The following is an 18867-nucleotide window of genomic DNA, read 5'->3' on the forward strand; positions in this document are numbered from 1 at the left end:
CATCGCCACACGCCGCGCGGCTTGCGCTTTCAACGTCACCGCTATCGCTGGACGAATATGGACAACACGCTTCCCCTGCTGCTGCACCGGGTAAAGAACTGCCTGCCCGGCTTGGATGGCCGGGTGGGCGCGCCCGATCCGGACGCCATCGTGGTCGGCGCCGACAACCGCCGCCAGTTGCAGGCGCTGCGCGATCATTGGCAGCAGGCGCACCCCGAGGCCGGACCGCACTACTGGTCCAGCCGCTGCTGGAGCCTGCTGGTATGGCAGCCGGTCTACCTCAGCGTGCTCAGCGTACATCTGGGCCATCTGGCCCCGCGCCTGGCCACGCTTGGCCAGCGCGCCACCCAAGGATTCATCTCGGGGTTTTCCCTTCCGGAACACCAGCCTCATGCCGGCAGCGAAACGCAATTGATCCAGGCCGCCTGCGCGGAAATCCGGCTCGTCTGCGAGCGCCTGTTCGCCGACCTGAACGCCGTGCAGAAAGTCCACGCCAAACTGGCGGGCCGGCTGAAGGCCGACTGCGTCATGGCGGCGCTACTGCATACGCAGCAATGCCATCCCGGCCTGGACGACGAAGCGCTGGAACGGCTGGGGCGACGCTGGCTCGCCGCGCTGGAGCTGCCCGACGCCAGCGGCCTGATGCGGGTGCCGCTGTCCGGCGGACGGCAGCGGCTGGCCCTGCACCGCAAAGTGTGCTGCCAACACTTTCGCCGTTGCGACGGCGAACTGTGCAGCACCTGCCCCAAACTGAGCCTGGAGCAGCGCCTGACGCGCCTCCGGCAGGAATTCGCCGATGCTGTCTCTGACTGATATCCGGGTGCGCCGTGATCAGCGCCTGATCCTGCAACTGGAACAGCTGACCCTGGCCGGGGATCAGCTCACCGTCATCCTTGGCCATAACGGTTCGGGCAAGTCCACGCTGATGAATCTGCTGGCACGCCAGATCGCCCCCGATCAGGGCCGGATCACCCTGCGCGGCGAGCCGCTGCACAACCTGTCGCAGCGCCGCTTCGCCCGGCAAGTGGCCTTTTTGCCTCAACGGTTGCCGGACGTGGCGGGACTGACCGTGCGCGAGCTGATCCGCCTGGGCCGTTTCCCCTGGCGCGGCCTGCTGGGACGCTGGAACCGGGAAGACCGGCAACAGGTCGAACAGGCGATGCGCCAGACCGACATCGTCCATCATGGCGACCATCTGTTGGATCTGCTCTCCGGCGGCGAGCGCCAGCGGGCATGGATCGCCATGCTGCTGGCGCAGCAGGCGCCGTTGCTGTTGCTGGACGAGCCCACGTCAGCCCTGGACCTGTCGCACCAGTACGAATTGCTCGCGCTGCTGCGGCGGCTCAGGCAGGAGGCCGGACGCGGTGTGGTGGCGATCCTGCACGACGTCAACCTGGCCTGCCGGTTCGCCGACCGCATCATCGCGCTCAAGCAAGGCCGGCTGTTTTTCGATGGCGCACCCCGCCAGTTGCAATCCGCGTCGCTGCTGTCGGAACTTTACGACATCGACATCGACTTGATTCCCTACCGGCAACAATGGATCGCCACCGTCGCCTGAACCGCCCGCCGATGCTTACCAAACCCATAGTTTCCCGCCGTCGACCGCAACGTTACGTCCTGACCGCCCTGTTGGGCCTGATACTGCTGTTCGGCCACCTGCAGCTCGACACCCGGCTGCCATTGAGCAGTCAATGGACGCTGCTTGACGGCCGAAGCGCCCTGTCCTTCGACGATTGGCAATACCTGGACACCAGTCTGCCGCGCGCGGCGATGGCCGTGCTGGTGGGCGCGGCGCTGGGCCTTTCCGGCAGCCTGCTGCAACAGCTGACGCAGAACCGGCTGCTGTCGCCCATGACCATCGGCGCATCGTCCGGGGCCTGGCTGGGGCTGGTGCTGAGCACACTGTACTGGCCGGCCCTCGCGGCACGGCATGGGGAATGGGCGGCGCTCGGCGGCGCCCTGCTGGCGGTGCTGCTGGTGCTGCTGATCGCCGGCGCCCGCGGCATCAACGGCTTGCCGGTCGTGTTGTCCGGGATGGCCATCAACCTGCTGCTGGGCGCCGTCGCTTCGGCGCTGGTGATGTTTCACGACCAGTACACCCGCCACCTGTTCATCTGGGGAGCCGGAGACCTCGCGCAAAGCGATTGGCGCTGGCCGCAATGGCTATGGCCAAGGCTGCTGCCCGCCGCGCTGCTGGTGGCATGGCTGGCGCCACGGCCGCTGATGCTGCTGCGTCTGGGCGGCAGTGGCGCGCAAGCGCGCGGACTGGCCTTGTGGCCGATGATGCTCCTGCTGTTCCTGGCCGCGCTGTGGCTAAGCTCGACAGCGATCACCGCCGTCGGGCTGATCGGTTTCATCGGACTTGTGACGCCCAATCTGGCACGCTTGCTTGGCGCGCGCGGCGCGCGCGACGAACTGCTCTACAGCGCCCTGCTCGGCGCCGTGCTGCTGTTGAGCACCGACGGGATCGCCCTCGCCTTCAGCCACTGGTCGGCCGACGTGGTGCCCAGCGGCGCGGCGGCGGCGCTGGTCGGCGCCCCGGCCCTGCTGTGGCTGGCCCGGCGGCCGCTCAGCGCGGAAGACCAGTTCGGCATGGCCCGCACAACGCCGCAGGGCAAGCGGCGCGCCTGGTTCTGGCCGCTGCTGCTGGTTTGCTGCGTGCTGCTGGCCGGGCTCAGCCTGACACTGGCGCGCGGCACGCATGGCTGGCAGTGGGCCTGGCCATCCGCGCTGGTCTGGGAACTGCGCTGGCCGCGCACACTCGCCGCCCTCGCCTCCGGCGCCGGACTCGCCCTGGCCGGCGTGCTGCTGCAAAGACTGCTGCGCAACCCGCTGGCCAGTCCGGACATTCTGGGACTGTCCTCCGGCGCCACCATGGCCTTGCTGCTGTATGCCTTTATCCGGGGCGGCCCCATCAACGAAGCGGGGCCTCAGGTCGCGTTCGGCGGTTGCATGCTGGTGCTGCTGGCTCTGTTGTGGCTGGGCCGCCGCCACCGCTACTCGCCGGCGATGCTCGCGCTGGTGGGCATTTCGCTGTCGGCGCTGCTGGACGCGGCCTTGCAGTTCGCCCTGGCCAAGGGCGAAGTCGACAGTTTCGCCATCCTCGGCTGGCTGGCGGGCTCCACCTATCGCGTCCTGGCCGACCAGGCCCTGATGCTGGCGTTCGGGGTTCTGCTGCTTGGTGGTCTGGCCTTGCTGCTCCAGCGCGCATTGACGCTGATCGCCATAGGCGACGGCATGGCCCTGGCACGCGGCCTGCCGCTGGGCCGCGTACGGCTGCTGTTGCTGCTGCTGGCGGCCCTGCTGTGCTCGCTGGTAACCAGCGTGATGGGACCGGTCACCTTTCTTAGCCTGCTGGCGCCGCACATGGCCACGTTGCTAGGCGCCCGCCGGGTGGTGCCTCAGTTGCTGCTGGCGCCGCTGCTGGGCGGCCTGCTGATGCTGCTGGCCGACTGGCTGGGCCGCAACCTGATCTATCCCCTGCAGATGCCGGTCGGCATTGTTGCCTCGGTGGTCTGCGGCACCTATTTCATGCTGCTGCTGTTGCGCGCGCGCGCCAGGCAGGGAGGAAGACCGTGAGACACCTCGCCCGCTGCTTCTGCCTGTGTGTCTGCCTGCTGTTCTGCCGCCAGGCGTCGGCCGCGCCGACCCGTGTGGTCGCGCTCAGTTGGGAGTCCGCCGAACAATTGCTGGAACTCGGGGTGACACCGATCGCGGTGGCCGATGCCGGCGACTACCAGCGCTGGGTGGTACGCCCCGCGCTACCCGGCAAGGTGCTCAACGCGGGCAGCAGGCTGGAGCCGAATCTGGAACTGCTGGCCGAGCTGAAGCCGGATCTGATCATCATCAGCCCGACCCTGTCCGACCTTCACCCCCGATTGTCCAGAATCGCGCCAGTCCTGCTGCTGGACAGCTACCGCGCGGACCATGACAACGCCCTGGTCGCGCGCCAGCAATTCCTGCAGCTGGCCGAACGGTTTGGCCGGGAAAGGCAGGCCCGGGTACGCCTTGCCGCCATGGACAGGCGCTTCGCGCAACTGCGCCGGCAACTGCACGCCCACTACGGCGACCGACTGCCCGGCGTCGCGGTCATCCGCTTCGCCAATCCGGCGGTGCTCTATCTTTATGGCGACAACTCGATGCCGCAGTACGCGCTCAAGCAGCTCGGTATTTCCCCCCTCTGGCCTCAAGCGGCCACCACCTGGGGGGTCACCCAGAAAAAAGTGGCCAGCCTGGGCCGGCTGCCTCCCGGCAGCGTGCTGTACCTCGAGCCATTCGACGCGTCCGAAAAACTGTTCAACACCCCCTTGTGGCGGGCCATGCCCTTCGTGCGTAACCGGCAGTTCGCCGCGGTGCGTTCCACCTGGACCTATGGCGGAGTCGCGTCGCTGCAATATCTGGCCGAAGCGTTGAGCGAAGCCTTGCTGAGCCTTCCCCGCCCGGCCACCTCTCCCTGATGCCGCAGCGGAACGGCGGCGATCCACCTTCACGCGTGGGAAGTGAGCTCATTCCCGTTCCGCAACGCCCGTAACCCTTCCGTGTCATGCAGCCACAGCGTCCGACCGCCATCGTTCTTCGCGGCGTACATCGCCTTGTCGGCGTATTGCATCAGCAGCTCCGGGCTTGTCGCGGCGGAGGGGTAGACGGCGACGCCCACGCTCGCCGTGATGTCCAGCCGCCGGCCGTTCTGTTGCCGGCTTATGCTCACGGCGTGACGCAGCCGCTCCAGCAAGGGCAAGGATACGGAGGTGCCGGTGATGTCGGGCAGCAGAATGGCGAACTCGTCCCCACCCCAGCGCGCCACCAGATCGCCCGCCCGGCTCGCTCCGCGCAATTGTTGCGCCACTTCGCACAGCACCTGGTCGCCCACTTCATGGCCCAGCAGGTCGTTCACCTGCTTGAAACCATTGAGATCCACGAACGCGATGGCGACTTGCCGGGAATGGGCCGCGGCCTCCTGAATATGCCAGCGCAACTGGTCACTGAAGCGGGCGCGGTTGGCAAGCCCGGTGAGTCCGTCGAAATAGGCCATGGTACGCAGCTTGCGCTCGGTTTCCTTGATGCCGGAAATATCCGTCAGCACCCACACGGAATCGGCGCCGGTCTCCCCGCTCGCGTCCGGCCGCAGGCGGGTGACGGACACCAGAGCGGACACCGGCCGACATCCGGCGCTCACCAGATTCAACTCCCCCTGCCACTCAGATGCCTCGGCAAGCAGCGCGCGCAGCTCGTTTTTGCCGAGCGTGCGGTCTTCGTCGTACAACTGGAAAGACGGCATGGCCTTCAGCAAATCGGCGCCACCGGATTCGCACATCCGGCTCAAAGCGGGATTCACATACAGCCAGTTCATCTCGCTGTCGGCGATGGCGATCCCTTCCGAGCAGTGCTCGACCGCCAGTTGGGAGAGCTGCAGCTGATGCTTCAGCCTTTTGTGCTCGGTCATATCGATGACGGTGCCCCACAGGTGGTCGATCTGCCCGGCATCCGTGCGGTGAACGTGATTGCGTTCCAACAGATCGCGGACCTGCCCATCGGGACGGGTAATCCGGTACTCGACATCGAATGTCGGGGAAAATCGCGTGTGGTAGTCCAGCTCGGCCCGCACCCGCTCCCGGTCATCGGGATGCACACACTGAAAATACGCCTGCTCGGTTGGCGAGAACGTGTCCGGATCGGTGCCGAACAGACGGTGCACCGCGTGGCTCCAGTCCAGTTGTCCGCTTTTCACATGCAGCACCCAGGAGCCGATGCCGGCGTCGCTTTCGGCGGTTTTCAGGAGCTTGTCGGCAAGATAGAGCCCGGGTTGATCCGGATGCTGTTCGTGGGGCACCCGTAAAACCAGCATCACCGCCTTGTCTTTCGGCATTGCCGTGGCATGCATCTGCAACGTTGCCGCGCCGCCCTGCTCGTCGCGCCACTCATGCAGTCCCAGATTGCCGCTGGCCCGGGTGCCCGATGCGGCGAACAGCGTGCGCCAGACCGGCTCGTAATTGCCCTTGTCCCCCGGCAGCCAGCGGCGGATCGGGGTTCCGCAGAGCGCGTGCGGCGCAAGTCCGGCCAATTGCGCGGCACGGATATTGGCATAACGGATGGCGCCGGATTGATCGACCACCAGAATCGCTTCCGGATAACCGTGCATCCAACGCCGGAAACGGCTTTGATGCAGAGCGAAAAAAACCATGCCCGGCACCAGCAAGAGAAACAGGCCGCTCAGAAAAATCAGCATGAAAAAGTATGGGCAATGTCAGGGTGGCTCACAGTGTAGTCCAAACGCATGACAAACCGCATGTGCAATGCATCGGCTCCGCGGTGACGGATGCCGCACCGGGACCCAATGACCGACATCGCGCGGCACGCCAGCGCATTTCACCGCGCGACGAACCGTCGACCAGGCCCTCTTGCGCACTCACTCCTGCGCAACGCGCTGTTTTCGCGTAAGATCCGTGCTCGTTTCCAAGCAAAGCCCCTGCCCATGCATACAGAAGTCAACGAGAAGCCACTCCTTGCCATCGTGGCCTCGGTCCAGTTGCCGACGGTCAGCGACGAGGAATTCGAGGCGTCCCTCACCGAACTGCGCGAACTGGCCAAAACCCTGGGTTATCGGGTCGTGCGCACCTTCACGCAAAAACGCGGCGGCTTTGACCGCACGGCGTATCTTGGCACGGGCAAGCTGGACGAGATCAAGCTCTTTGTCGAACGGGGTCTCGAAGAAGCTCAGTCGCACCTGCCCCCCAAAGACCGCGACCCGTCGTTCATGGAAATCGACGCGGTGCTGATCGATCACGAGATCTCCCCGTCCCAGGCCCGCAACCTGGAGCTGGCCGTCGGCTGCGAAGTGATGGACCGCACCATGGTCATCCTGGAGATTTTCCATCGCAACGCCCGCTCGCGCGCCGCCCGGGCGCAGGTGGAAATCGCCCGTCTGGGCTATATGGCCCCGCGCCTGCGCGAAGCGGCCAAGCTGGCCGGCCCGCAAGGCCGTCAGCGCAGCGGCACCGGCGGCCGCGGCGCCGGCGAATCGCATACCGAACTGGACCGCCGCAAGGTACGCGACCGCATCGCCGAGCTGCAGCGCGAGATCGTCGCGATGGAACTGGAACGCAAGACCCAGCGCGCGCGCCGTCTGGAACGCCAGGGTCAAGGGCTCGGCGGTGTTTCGCTGGTCGGCTACACCAACGCCGGCAAATCCACGCTGATGCGCGCGCTGACCGGCAGCGACGTACTGGTGGAGAACAAACTGTTCGCCACGCTGGACACCACCGTGCGCGCCATCCATCCGGAAACCGTGCCGCGCATTCTGGTCAGCGACACGGTGGGCTTCATCAAGAACCTGCCTCACGGCCTCGTCGCCTCGTTCAAGTCCACCCTGGAAGAAGCGCTGGATGCCGCCTTGCTGCTGCATGTGATCGATGCCAGCGACCCCGGCTTCGAACGCCAGCTGGAGGTGACCGACGAAGTGCTGCGGGAAATCGGCGCCGACGAGGTGCCACGCCTGCGCGTGTTCAACAAGATCGACCATGTGGGCGACGAGGAAGCCCGGGCCGCCCGGACTCTGGAACTGCAACAGCGCTACCCGGGCTGCGTCATCACCAGCGCATTGAACCCCGGAATGGTCGCGACCCTGCGCGACACCATCGTATCCTTTTTCCGTCAGGAGCTGGTCGACGACGAAATCCTGCTGCCCTGGGCCAAACAGCAACTGCGCGGCGAGATCTACCGCTACTGCGAAGTGCTGGAAGAACGCACCGAGGACGACGGCAGCCGGTTCCGCGTGCGCGGCGAACCGGAAAAACTGCGCGAACTGCACGAAACCCTGAACCCCGGTTCGCGCGGCCGCGAAAAGGAATACTGGGAAGTCTGAGCGCCCCCTCCCCGGCCCGGGCCAGCCCCGGGCCGCTTCACATGGATTTCTGTACGGACCCTTCGCATGCGTATCCGCGAATTGCACCAGTCCCTGGCCGATATCGGCGCCCGCCCCTGCCACGTCGGACGAATCACCCGCGCCTGGCTCAAGGGCATCGCGCTGGACGCCGGCACCCGCCGCCAGAAGGGCGAGGATTATTTTCCGGTACGGGTACGCGACGGACTCGCACCCGTCGCCGCCCGACTCGACGCGCTCGCGCGCGTCCGCTCGCAACACCCGGCCGCCGACGGCTCGCTGCGACTGTTGGTGGAACTGGAGGACGGGCAAATGGTGGAAAGCGTGCTGCTGCCACGCGGCGGCCTGTGCGTATCCAGCCAGGTGGGTTGCGCCGTCGGCTGCGCCTTCTGCATGACCGGCAAGTCCGGCCTGCTGCGCCAGCTTGGCAGCGCCGAGATCGCCGCCCAGGTGGTACTGGCGCGGCGCCTGCGCGCGGTCAAGAAAGTGGTGTTCATGGGGATGGGCGAGCCGGCGCACAACCTGGACAACGTGCTCGAGGCCATTCACCTCCTCGGCACCGACGGCAACATCGGCCACAAGAATCTGGTGCTCTCCACCGTGGGCGACTCCAGGGTCTTCGAGCAGTTGCCCAAACAAGCGATCAGGCCCGCGCTCGCCCTGTCGCTGCACACCACGCGCGCCGACCTGCGCGCCGAGCTGTTACCGCGCGCGCCCCGCATCGATCCGGCCGACCTGATCGAACAGGGCGAAGCCTACGCCCGCCTCGGCGGCTACCCGATCCAGTACCAGTGGACCCTGCTGGCCGGCATCAACGACACCCGGGACGAAATGGACGCGCTGGTGCGCCTGATGAAGGGCAAGTACGGCGTACTCAACCTGATTCCCTATAACAGCCTGGAAAACGATACTTTCCAGCGCCCCGATCCGGCGCACATCGCGGCCATGCGCCGCCACCTCCACGACAACGGCATTCTGACCAAGATCCGCGATTCGGCCGGGCAGGACATCGACGGAGGTTGCGGCCAGCTCAGGGCCCGCGCCGCCGAGACCCTCGATACCAGCCGCCTGAGCCGTCGGCGCCAGCACGTCCTCGCGCCGGACACCTCCGGGCCCTCGAACCGGGTCTGAACGTCAGCCCGCCGTCGCGCAACCGCCCGGGCATCGCTAAGTCTTCAGGCTCAACGAAGCGATGCCAAGACCGCTGGATTTTTCCACCCGGATCTGCGCGGCGATGCGCTCCTTGAGGCTTTCCACGTGGCTGATGATGCCGATCATTTTCCCGCTGGCGTTCAGGGCATCGAGCGCATCCAGGGCGATATCCAGCGTTTCGCCATCCAGCGTGCCGAAGCCTTCGTCAAGGAACAGCGAATCGATCGAGGTCTTGTGGCTGACCAGATCGGAAAGCGCCAGAGCCAGCGCGAGGCTCACCAGAAAACTCTCGCCGCCCGACAGCGTGCGGGTATCGCGCGCCACCTCACCCTGCCAGGCATCGACGATCTCCAGCTCCAGCTCGCCACCGGTCTTGCGTCGCAACAGGTAACGGCCGTGCAGGCGCCCGAGGTGACGATTGGCCAGGTGCATCAGGTGATCCAGCGTCAGCCCCTGCGCGAACTTGCGGTACTTGTCGCCTTCTTTCGACCCGATAAGACCATTGAGCCGTTGCCATACCTCGGCATCGGCCGCCTGACCGTCGATCCGGGCGAACAGATCCTGCTGATTCCGGCGGCGCTGCGCGTCATCGTCCAGCAGCGCCTGCAGGGCGCCCCTTTCACGGGACAGGGCGTGCCGGCGGGCATCGAGATCGGCAAGACGGGCATCGAGATCGGCAAGACCAAGCGGCGTCAGCGCCCGCTCCTCGAGCGCGGCGCGTGCCGCCGTGGCGGTGCCGAGCAGGGTTTGCGCCCGGACGAGCTCGCCTTCGGTGTGCTCGCGCAAGGCTTGCAGGCGGTCGCGTTCGCCGCAAGGCAGCAATGCCCCCAGGAATCCGGCCTCGTCATCGAACGGACTCGCCGCCAGGGCGGCCGACCAGGCGGACTCGGCCATTTCTCTTTGCCCGCGCAAAGCCAGCAGATCCGCATCAAGCTGACTTTGCCGGCCCTGCAAGGCGGCCAGTTCCGCCGCGACCCGCTCCACCTCCCCGGCGCAATGCGCCGGTGTCGCGACATCGAGGTCAGGCGCGTCGACCGGATCCGGGGCCGCGACGCCCAGCTTGATCCAGCGAGCGAGCCAATCGGCGGCAAGATTTGCCGCCTGGGTTTCGCGCGCCTCATGCCCGGCCAGCTCGGCCTCTTGCCGCCGGCACGCATCGCAGGCCTCCTGCCAGCGCAGCCGATCCTGGCGCCGGGCGGCCAGCCACTCGTTCATCGGGCCATCTATCGCGGCGAACCCGGCTTCGACGATCGTCTCGCGCAAAACCTCCTCCGCCGACAGAATGGCCCGCGCGGCGATTTCCTTCTGATCTTGCAGCACGACAAGACGCTCGGACACGTGATCGCGGCGCAATCTTAGCAAGTCGAGCCGTCCGGCCTCCTGCTGCTCGAGCGCAAGCGCGGCGTTTTCCTGGCGCTGGGCCTCTGCCAGCGACTGCTGCGCGGCTTCCGCCTGCCTCAGCGCGGCGCCAAGCTCCGCCTCCAGCCGTTCGGCCGCGGCCAGCCCGTCCTTCACCAGGCTTTCCCGATGCCAATCCTCATCGCCGGCCGGCACAGGGCGCGCCAGTTCCTTCCATTCGGCCCGCCCCTGGAGGAGCGAGCGTTCAAGCTCGCGCAAGTCGGCACGCTGCTGCTCCTGCCGGCTCTCCAGCGCCGCGAGCTCCGCCTTGACCGCTCCGCCGCTCTCTTCGAGGCGCCGCAGTTCGGTCTCCTTGTCCAGCAAGGCGCGCTCGGCGGCGGAAACATCGAGCTGCCGGTACGCACCGATGCCAGGATGCTCGCACGAACCGCACAGCGGGCAGGCCTCGCCGGGCCGCAACCCCGCGCGGTGCGCCTCCAGGCTCAGGATGCGCTGCTCCTGCGCCAGCAGGGCGCGTTTGTCCTCCACCTGCTCCTTCACCTGCCGGTAGCCGCGGCGCAAACCGTCCAGGTCGCCCTGCCGACGGGCGATCTGCGCGGCGATACCGGTCAACGCCGTTTCCAGCTGCGTCCGCTGCCCGGCCCATTGCCGCATGGCGGCCGCCTGCAGGTCAAGCCGTCGCCATGCCTGCACCTGCTCCTGCGCCTTTTGCCAGGTGTCGCGCAATTCCGCCAGAGAACGTCCCCGCAGCAGACCGGCCAGGCGCTCCTCCGCGCCTTTGACGACCCCGCGCAGGTCCTCGCTCGCGCTCCGGGCTTCCCGCACCGCCCGTTCCTGGCGGTCGGCCTCCGAAGCGGTTGCGGCGAGCTCGGCGGCGAACCCGTCGATTTGCGCCCCCCACTCCCGCAAGGCATCGCGTTCTTTGGCGATCCGGGTCAGCTCGGCGTCCCACCCGCCAAGCTTCTCGCCAAGCCCGGCAAAATGCCCATGCCGCGCAAGCCAGTCCTGCGAGGTCCGCAATCCGCTGCGCAGCGCCTCGCCCTGGCGACGCGCCTGCGCGGCCAGCCCCTCGGCGACCGTCACGGCTTTCCAGTGCACGGCGATCCAGCGCTGGCGGCAGGCGTCGATCTGTCCACTTACCGCCTCCTTCGCGGCATGCGCCCGCGCCTCGCGGGACCTCGCGTCCTCCAGTGCCTGAAACACCGGCAGGACAACCCGGGCGGGCGCATCGTTATCCAGACTCCGCAGCGCCGGCTCCGCCTCGATCAACGCCGCCCGAGCGCGACGCTCCGATTCGCGCGCATTCCCTTCGGCGTCCTGCGCCCGCGACAGATCATGACGCCACTGGCGCAACTCCCGTACGGACTCCTGTTCGGCCTGCAACGCCGACAAGACTCCGGCCAGCCCGTCCGCTTCCTGCCGCATGCCCAGCCGGCGTTCCTCCGGCAGCAACTCCACGCCATCGGCACGGGCTTTCAAACGCTCCAGCGCCTCCCTGGCATCGCGCGCCCGCTCGAACACCCGCTGCGAGATCTGTCCGTAAATATCCGTGCCGGTCAGCTCTTCCAGCAATTCGGCGCGCTCGTTGGCGCTGGCGTTGAGGAAAGCGGCGAATCCGCCCTGGGCCAGCATCATCGACTTGGTGAAGCGGGCGAAATCCAGGCCGGTGATCGCCTCGATGCGCTTGAGCTTGTCGCCGACATGCGTGGCAAGAATGGCGCCATCCGCATCGGCCAACTCCACTTTGGGTGCCTGCAACGCGCCGTCGGCGCGGTCGCGCGCGCGGCGCTGACTCCAGAACGCGCGGTACGCCCGCCCCTTCACCTCGAACTCCACCTCGGCCAGGCAATCGGCCGTGTGGCGTGTCATGATTTCGTTGGTCGAAGCCGAAATGGTCTTCAGACGCGGAGTTTCGTGATAGAGAGCAAGGCAGATGGCATCGAGCAAAGTCGACTTGCCGGCGCCGGTCGGGCCGGTGATCGCGAAAAGGCCGTTATCCCGAAACGGCGGCCGGGTGAAATCGATCCTCCACTCGCCCTTTAGCGAGTTGAGGTTCTTCAGGCGCAGAGAGAGGATCTTCATGGGGCGGTCTCCCGCAGATCAGCCACGATCTCCCGGTAGCGCGTTTCAAGCTGCGCCCGCAGACCATCTTCCAGCGTCTCGCCCTGCAGCCGCCGGGCAAACACCTCGAACGGCGTCAATTCATCCAGCGTCATCCCGGGATCCGATGCCAGCGTCGCGGCGGCATTGCCCCGCTCGCGGCGGATGCGCAGCACCTCCACCGGCAGGCCTTCGGTCATCGTCTGGATGCGGGACGGCAGATCCGCGAGGTAATCGTCCGCGGCCACCACCACTTCCAGCCAGACGGGCACCGTCTCATCGCCCTGTTTCGCGGCATCCTCGATGACCTCCCGCAGCGTGGCAAGATTCCCTTTCACCGAAACCAGCTCCTGAAAACGCGGCACCGGCAGCGGCGTCACCCCGGTCAGGCCCGACGCATCGAGATCCACCAGCAGCACCTCTTTTTGCTGGCCCGCCTCATCGAAGCCCAGGGGAATCGGTGAACCGCAGTAACGGATGTGTTCGAACCCGCCCACCTTTTGCGGACGGTGGATATGGCCGAGGGCCAGGTAATCGGCGGGCGGAAACGAGGCCGTCGGGAATGCTTCGAGCGCGCCGACATAGATTTCCCTCACCGACTCGCCGGCGCTCGCGCCGACCGTCGTCAGATGCCCCGTGGCGACAATCGGCAACGGCAGTCCCAGCTCGTCGCGCCGCTCGCACGCCAGACGGTAAACCGTCCGGTAATGCCGGTGGATGGCATCCTGCAAGGAAAGCTGCTTGTCGTCCGCGCTCTGCCCCGCCCGGCTTTGCATGACATCGCGCGCCCGGATGAACGGCACGGCGCAGACAATGGCGCCGGGAGAACCGTCGCGCTGCCCGAGCACAAGCACCTGGCGGGCGGTATCCTCTTCGACACCGGGCACCACAGTGGCGCCAAGGCAGGACAGCAAGGGCCGGCTCTCGCCCAGCGTGGCCGCCGAATCGTGATTCCCTCCGAGCACGACCAGCGCCGTTCCGGTTTCGTGCAACGCCACCACCAGACGGTTGTACAACTCGCGCGCGTAGCTGGGCGGCGTGCCGGTATCGAACACGTCGCCGGCCACGATCACCGCGTCGACCGCCCGCTCGCGCACTTCGTCAATCAGCCAGTCAAGAAAAGCCTGATGTTCCGCGTGACGGGTCTTGCCCATGAAATGCTGGCCAAGGTGCCAATCGGAGGTATGAAGGAGTCGCATGGAAAAAACGCCGCGCCAGTCGGGGAAAACCGGCATTTTACCCGTCCGCCTCCGCCCTGTCCCGGCGCGGGTTCAGCGAAAGGCGCCGGGGTAGGTTCTGCCGTAGTAACCGTCCAGCGCCTCGTCGCAAAGACCCAGGACACGCCGGGTGTCGCCCGACGTGGCGATAACGGGCAGCATCGCGAGAATGACCAGCCCCCCGTCGACAGCACGGCAGGCAAAGACCAGGCTTCCAGAACAAAACCCGCCAGCCACACGCCAAGCGGATTGAACAGGGTCGAGACGAACACCGCCGCCGCGCTCACGCGCGACCGGTAACTGTCCGGCAACGCCGCCATCGCCAAGCCGATTGCCGTGGCCGCCCCCATGGCCCCCAGCACCGCGCAAGGCAAGACAAAACCGAGGCAAACGCTCCGGATACGCCCGACACGCGCGCCGAGCCGTTCGGCCATGCCCCAACTGCAGACGATCATGCCGGCGCCGAACGCGCCGTCGAACAGTCCGATGTAGGACGCGGGGCCGTGAAGATACAGCTTGACCCAAACCGGAACGACCACGCTGAAAAACGGAAACATGACCAGATTGACGACAGCGCGGACCAGGGCCAGCGGATATTCGGCCCGGATCCGGTACAGCGCCGACAGTCCGTTAGCCGTCTGAGCGGGCCAGGCGCGGAGAAATGCCGGAATGGACATGCCCCCCGCTTCACGCACAAAAAAACATCATGGCGGGCGCCAGGGTCGCCAGCAGCAATCCGGCGCCGGCGCGACCACGGCCGCGGCCAAGACAGGGGCGGCGAACGGTTCTCACGGCTGACAGGCAATAACCGAAGAAAATACTCTGCTATAAAATGAAAATGCTTTAATCATGTTCCGACGAGTCATGGCATACGGAGAGCACGCCCGTTCCGTTCAATTGAGTGGGGTCCATGCAAAACGTAAACGCAACGAATGGGAGAGCGCTCGCCTTCTTGTCGACGCTACCGCCATCCCGGGGCCAGCGCCGCTTCGCGCTGGCCGTCGTCCTCGCCTCCCTGGCCGTATTCGCGCTGGTCCTGCCCTTCGCAAAGCTCCCTCTGGGCAAGGTCTGGGCATTCATTCCGGCCTATCAGGCGGCCCTGATCGTCAATGATCTGGTCACCGCCGTACTGTTGTTCGGGCAGTACTCCATTCTGCGTTCGAAAACCCTGATGACGCTTGCCACGGCGTACCTCTTCACCGCCTTCATGGCGATTTTTCACATGCTGAGCTTTCCCGGCTTGTTCGCCGAAGGCGGATTGATGGGCGCGGGTCCCCAGACCACCGCATGGCTGTACATGTTCTGGCATGGCGGTTTTCCGCTGCTGGTCATTGTGTACGCACGGCTTTCCGACACCCGGACGGTGGCCGGCAAGACCCCGCCCACCCCCGTAGTCATCGGCGGTTGCGTCGCGGCGGCATTCGCGGTCTGCGCCGGCCTCACCCTGATCGCGACCCGTGGTCATGAGTCGCTGCCCGCCATCATGCAATCCAACCACTACACCCCGTTCATGCGCACCGTGGTTGCCGGCGTCGCCGCGATCAATCTGTTGGCGCTGGTTTTCATCGCGCGCCGACGGCATCGATCGTTGCTGGACCTATGGCTGATGGTGGTGATGGTCGTCTGGTTGTGCGACATGTCCTTATCGGCGATTTTCAATGCCGGCCGCTTTGACCTGGGATTCTACGCCGGCCGGTTCTACGGTCTGATGGCGGCGAGCTTCGTACTGGTCATGCTGCTTCTGGAACACGCCAGGCTCTATGCCCGGCTCGCGGAAGCGGCCGAGCAGCTGGCCGGGGCCAAGCGGGAGGCCGAGGGGGCGACCCATGCGAAGTCGCAATTCCTGGCCAACATGAGCCATGAAATCCGCACCCCGATGAATGCCATCATAGGCATGTCCTTTCTTGCATTGAGAACCGATCTGACTCCACGGCAGCGCGACTATCTGGGCAAAATACACAATGCTGGCACATCGCTGCTTGGCATCATCAACGACATTCTGGACTTCTCCAAAATCGAAGCCGGCAAGCTCGACCTGACGAGCACCCACTTCTGGCTCGACGACGTGCTCGACAATGTTTCGGCCCTCGTCGGCCAGAATGCGTCCGACAAGCTCTTGGAGCTGCTGTTCGAAACCGGCAAGGATGTTCCGCAAGGACTGGTCGGCGACGGCCTCCGCCTGGGGCAGATCCTCACCAATCTTGTCGGTAACGCGATCAAATTCACCGACAAGGGGCAAATCGCCGTCATTGTCAGCCGTGTCGCCCAGGTGTCCGACAAAGTGCAGCTGAGGTTTTGTGTTCACGATACCGGCATCGGTATGACAGAAGAGCAAAAAAACCGGCTATTCGGCGCATTCAGCCAGGTCGACGCGTCCGCGACGCGCCGGGCGGGGGGCACCGGACTCGGCCTGGCCATTTCCCGGCGCCTTGTCGAACTCATGGGTGGCACGATCCAGGTGGAATCGGAGCCGGGCTGGGGCAGCATGTTCGTGTTCACCGCCTGGTTCGGGCTGTCGTCCGCCGCCGATCCCCGCCGCCGCGCCCTTCCCGACACGGTCAGGGGCATGCGCGTACTGGTGGTGGACGACAATGCCTCCGCCCGCGAAATCCTGACCAAACAGTTGCGGGCGCTCGATATCGCCGCCAGCGCCTGCGCGTCGGGTCGCGAGGCATGCCAGCAGATCGAGGAGGCGCGTCTCGATCACCCCTACGACGCCGTTTTTGTGGACTGGATGATGCCGGAGATGGACGGCATCGAGACCATCCGGCAAATCCGTACCGTCAACCGGACACTCAAGATCATCCTGGTCACGGCCTTTGGCCGCGATGAGATCCGCGCCCAAGCGGAAATGGCCGGTAGCGATGCGTTCCTGGCCAAACCGGTCAGCCAGTCGTCGCTCTTCGACGTCATAGCGGAAGTTTTCGGCAATGACAAGGAACCCTCCGCCAACGCCAACCTCCTGCCCGCCTTACCCGGTCTGCACGGCGTGCGACTGCTGCTTGTCGAGGACAATGTGATCAACCGGCAGATCGCCGTCGAACTGCTGCGCAGCGCCGGCGCGCGGGTCGATGTCGGGCAAGACGGACAGGAGGCGTTCAATCTGCTCGAAGTGAGGGGGCCGGATCACTACGACGCGGTATTGATGGATGTGCAGATGCCGGTGATGGACGGCCTTGAAACCACGCGCCGGCTACGTGCCGACCGGCGCTTCACCGCGTTGCCCATCATTGCGATGACCGCGGGGGTACTGCCCGAAGAACGGGCGAGTTGCCTGGACGCGGGCATGAACGACCACATCGCCAAACCGCTCGATCCGGCGAACATGCTGGCCACGCTGTTGCGCTGGGTATCGCCCGATACGCCCCGGCGCATGGCGCCTGGCCAGAATACCGCGAGCGATCCGCTGGTCGTGGCGCGCATCGAGGGACTCGACCAGGCGGGGGGGCTGAGACGTGTCGCGGGTAACGCGGAACTTTACCTGCAGTTGCTGCGCCAGTTCGTTCGCGAAGAAAGTCTCGCGCCGGCCCGGATTGCCCAGGCTCTTGAGTATGACGACCACGAGCAGGCCGAACGGCTGGCCCACACCCTCAAAGGGGTGGCGGGCAGCGTCGGGCTGGCCGGCATGCAAACAGCGGCGGCGGAACTCGAACGGGCGCTCAAGGCACGCGCCGGTTATCGCGAGATACTGCCCGCGCTCGATCGCGAAATGACGCGCATCTGTACCGAGCTGGCCACGGCGCTCGACGCGCTTCCGCCTTCCATCGGCGATGCCCTGCCCGGTCCGGAGCGGCTGGAACGCCTGCATGAGTTGCTAAGCGCCAGTGACGGAGAAGCGCTGAGCTATTTTCTCGAACACGCCGAAGCGATCCGGCAGGCCTTTCCCGGTCAGGATTACGCGGATTTCGAATACGCCATTACCCGCTTCGATTTTGTCAGGGCGCTCGATCTGCTGCAGCGGGCGCGCGACCCCAACCGCATCACGCCGGAAGGAACGCCATGAATGAGCCGCAGGATGACATGCGACGCCGGACTCTCCTGATCGTCGACGACACGCCGGAGAACCTCACGCTGCTTTACGGGCTGTTGAAAGGCCACTACCGGACACGCATCGCCAACAGTGGGGAGCGGGCCTTGCAGATCCTGGCGGAAGAAGTGCTGCCCGATCTGATTCTGCTTGATGTGATGATGCCCGGCATCGGCGGCTTCGAGGTCTGCCGGCGCATCAAGAGCGATCCGCATACCGAAAAGATCCCGGTGATTTTCCTGACGGCGATGGGTGAACACGAGAACGAGCAGGAAGGTTTCGACGCCGGAGCGGTCGACTACATCGTCAAACCCGTCTCGCCCCCCATTCTCAAGGCGCGTGTCCGCACCCATCTTCGGCTCAAGGCCGCGGCCGAGTTTCTCGAGGACAAGGCCGCTTTCCTGCAGGCTGAGGTGGAACGCCGCACTCGCGAAGTCCAGGCCATCCAGGACGCGACCATTCTCGCGCTGGCCTCGCTGGCCGAAACCCGAGATCACGAAACCGGCAACCACCTGCGCCGCACGCAAAACTACGTGCGTCTCCTTGCTCGGGCACTGCAGGATCATCCCAAATTCAAAGGAGTGTTCGATGATGAAACAATACAAATGCTGTACAAGTCGGCACCGCTCCACGATATCGGCAAGGTCGGCATCCCCGACCACATTCTCCTGAAACCCGGTCCGCTGACCCCGGAAGAATTCGAAATCATGAAGACCCACACCACGCTCGGACGCGACACCATTCTCGCGGCGGAGCGCAAGCTTGACGAGCCGAGCGATTTTCTGAGGATTGCACGTGAAATAGCCTACAGTCACCAGGAAAAATGGGACGGCAGCGGCTATCCTCAGGGCCTCGCCGGCGATACCATCCCGGTGTCGGCGCGATTGATGGCCATCGCCGATGTCTACGACGCGCTGATTTCGCGCCGTGTTTACAAACCGCCGATGACTCATCGGGAGGCCGTCAATCTCATCCGGGAAAACAGCGGACGGCATTTCGATCCGGACATGGTGGATGCCTTCTTGCGCATCGAAGGCGGATTCGCCGATATCGCCGCGCGCTATGCGGACAGCTAACTGAACCTGGATCCCGACATGGCGCAGCACCGGAATTGACGCCGCCCTTCATTTCGA

13 protein-coding genes are annotated in these 18867 nt (G+C 65.6%); 9 read left to right on the top strand and 4 right to left on the bottom strand.

Going from position 1 to position 18867, the window contains the following annotated elements:
- The first annotated feature begins 57 nt into the window (after positions 1 to 57).
- From JNO50_RS11295 to JNO50_RS11310, 4 genes are read left to right on the top strand one after another with little or no spacing between them, the layout of a single operon-like run.
- Positions 58 to 813 carry a siderophore ferric iron reductase gene (locus JNO50_RS11295; RefSeq protein ID WP_189534728.1) on the top strand — a complete coding sequence of 252 codons (756 nt, stop codon included), beginning with the start codon at positions 58 to 60 and terminating at the stop codon, positions 811 to 813.
- Positions 797 to 1558, top strand: coding sequence for an ABC transporter ATP-binding protein (locus tag JNO50_RS11300; protein WP_189534726.1), 762 nt, complete (start codon positions 797 to 799; stop codon positions 1556 to 1558). Before JNO50_RS11295 ends, JNO50_RS11300 begins: the two co-directional genes overlap by 17 nt.
- Positions 1559 to 1569: 11 nt before the next feature.
- Positions 1570 to 3579, top strand: coding sequence for a Fe(3+)-hydroxamate ABC transporter permease FhuB (gene fhuB / locus JNO50_RS11305; protein WP_189534724.1), 2010 nt, complete (start codon positions 1570 to 1572; stop codon positions 3577 to 3579).
- The gene (locus JNO50_RS11310; RefSeq protein ID WP_215796354.1) at positions 3576 to 4457 is read left to right on the top strand and encodes an iron-siderophore ABC transporter substrate-binding protein; all 882 of its coding nucleotides are present in this window, start codon (positions 3576 to 3578) and stop codon (positions 4455 to 4457) included. Before fhuB ends, JNO50_RS11310 begins: the two co-directional genes overlap by 4 nt.
- 29 nt (positions 4458 to 4486) lie before the next feature.
- Here JNO50_RS11310 and JNO50_RS11315 read toward each other — a convergent pair whose 3' ends face one another.
- A complete protein-coding gene (locus JNO50_RS11315; RefSeq protein ID WP_189534722.1) occupies positions 4487 to 6226 on the bottom strand; it encodes a diguanylate cyclase domain-containing protein in 1740 nt (579 codons plus the stop codon).
- Positions 6227 to 6472: 246 nt separating this feature from the next.
- On the opposite strand from JNO50_RS11315, the gene hflX reads away from it, so the two are divergent.
- Positions 6473 to 7861: a GTPase HflX gene (hflX, locus tag JNO50_RS11320; protein WP_189534720.1), complete on the top strand. Its 1389-nt coding sequence runs from the start codon at positions 6473 to 6475 to the stop codon at positions 7859 to 7861.
- 66 nt (positions 7862 to 7927) lie between these two features.
- A complete protein-coding gene (locus JNO50_RS11325) occupies positions 7928 to 9010 on the top strand; it encodes an RNA methyltransferase (protein WP_189534718.1) in 1083 nt (360 codons plus the stop codon).
- Between the two features lie 36 nt (positions 9011 to 9046).
- On the opposite strand, the gene JNO50_RS11330 is transcribed toward JNO50_RS11325, so the two are convergent.
- From JNO50_RS11330 to JNO50_RS11340, 3 genes are read right to left on the bottom strand one after another with little or no spacing between them, the layout of a single operon-like run.
- Complete coding sequence (locus JNO50_RS11330; RefSeq protein WP_189534716.1) at positions 9047 to 12472, bottom strand: AAA family ATPase; 3426 nt, start codon at positions 12470 to 12472, stop codon at positions 9047 to 9049.
- Positions 12469 to 13689, bottom strand: a complete 1221-nt coding sequence (gene sbcD, locus JNO50_RS11335; RefSeq protein ID WP_189534713.1) for an exonuclease subunit SbcD — start codon at positions 13687 to 13689, stop codon at positions 12469 to 12471. The genes JNO50_RS11330 and sbcD overlap by 4 nt, the downstream gene beginning before the upstream one ends.
- Complete coding sequence (locus JNO50_RS11340; protein ID WP_189534711.1) at positions 13596 to 14384, bottom strand: MFS transporter; 789 nt, start codon at positions 14382 to 14384, stop codon at positions 13596 to 13598. Before JNO50_RS11340 ends, sbcD begins: the two co-directional genes overlap by 94 nt.
- On the opposite strand from JNO50_RS11340, the gene JNO50_RS19150 reads away from it, so the two are divergent.
- The 3 genes from JNO50_RS19150 to JNO50_RS11350 all read left to right on the top strand — a co-directional run bounded on the left by JNO50_RS19150 (position 14383) and on the right by JNO50_RS11350 (position 18810).
- The gene (locus JNO50_RS19150) at positions 14383 to 14505 is read left to right on the top strand and encodes a hypothetical protein (RefSeq protein ID WP_280530231.1); all 123 of its coding nucleotides are present in this window, start codon (positions 14383 to 14385) and stop codon (positions 14503 to 14505) included. The two genes, JNO50_RS11340 and JNO50_RS19150, sit on opposite strands and share 2 nt — an antisense overlap.
- A 112-nt stretch (positions 14506 to 14617) precedes the next feature.
- Positions 14618 to 17710: a response regulator gene (locus tag JNO50_RS11345; protein ID WP_189534709.1), complete on the top strand. Its 3093-nt coding sequence runs from the start codon at positions 14618 to 14620 to the stop codon at positions 17708 to 17710.
- Positions 17707 to 18810 (top strand): HD-GYP domain-containing protein, encoded by a 1104-nt coding sequence (locus tag JNO50_RS11350; RefSeq protein ID WP_189534707.1) that lies wholly within the window; start codon positions 17707 to 17709, stop codon positions 18808 to 18810. Before JNO50_RS11345 ends, JNO50_RS11350 begins: the two co-directional genes overlap by 4 nt.
- Positions 18811 to 18867: the final 57 nt, after the last annotated feature.

Origin of the sequence: Paludibacterium paludis, from assembly GCF_018802605.1 — a bacterium.
In the GTDB taxonomy this organism is placed as follows: Bacteria; Pseudomonadota; Gammaproteobacteria; order Burkholderiales; family Chromobacteriaceae; genus Paludibacterium; species Paludibacterium paludis.

Excerpts from the sequence above, each read along its gene's own strand:
- JNO50_RS11295 (WP_189534728.1), top strand. The coding sequence starts at position 58 with ATGGACAACACGCTTCCCCTGCTGCTGCACCGGGTAAAGAACTGCCTG.
- JNO50_RS11330 (WP_189534716.1), bottom strand. The coding sequence starts at position 12,472 with ATGAAGATCCTCTCTCTGCGCCTGAAGAACCTCAACTCGCTAAAGGGC.
- JNO50_RS11325 (WP_189534718.1), top strand. The coding sequence starts at position 7,928 with ATGCGTATCCGCGAATTGCACCAGTCCCTGGCCGATATCGGCGCCCGC.
- JNO50_RS19150 (WP_280530231.1), top strand. The coding sequence starts at position 14,383 with ATGCCCCCCGCTTCACGCACAAAAAAACATCATGGCGGGCGCCAGGGT.
- sbcD (WP_189534713.1), bottom strand. The coding sequence starts at position 13,689 with ATGCGACTCCTTCATACCTCCGATTGGCACCTTGGCCAGCATTTCATG.
- JNO50_RS11300 (WP_189534726.1), top strand. The coding sequence starts at position 797 with ATGCTGTCTCTGACTGATATCCGGGTGCGCCGTGATCAGCGCCTGATC.
- JNO50_RS11315 (WP_189534722.1), bottom strand. The coding sequence starts at position 6,226 with ATGCTGATTTTTCTGAGCGGCCTGTTTCTCTTGCTGGTGCCGGGCATG.
- hflX (WP_189534720.1), top strand. The coding sequence starts at position 6,473 with ATGCATACAGAAGTCAACGAGAAGCCACTCCTTGCCATCGTGGCCTCG.
- fhuB (WP_189534724.1), top strand. The coding sequence starts at position 1,570 with ATGCTTACCAAACCCATAGTTTCCCGCCGTCGACCGCAACGTTACGTC.
- JNO50_RS11340 (WP_189534711.1), bottom strand. The coding sequence starts at position 14,384 with ATGTCCATTCCGGCATTTCTCCGCGCCTGGCCCGCTCAGACGGCTAAC.
- JNO50_RS11345 (WP_189534709.1), top strand. The coding sequence starts at position 14,618 with ATGCAAAACGTAAACGCAACGAATGGGAGAGCGCTCGCCTTCTTGTCG.
- JNO50_RS11350 (WP_189534707.1), top strand. The coding sequence starts at position 17,707 with ATGAATGAGCCGCAGGATGACATGCGACGCCGGACTCTCCTGATCGTC.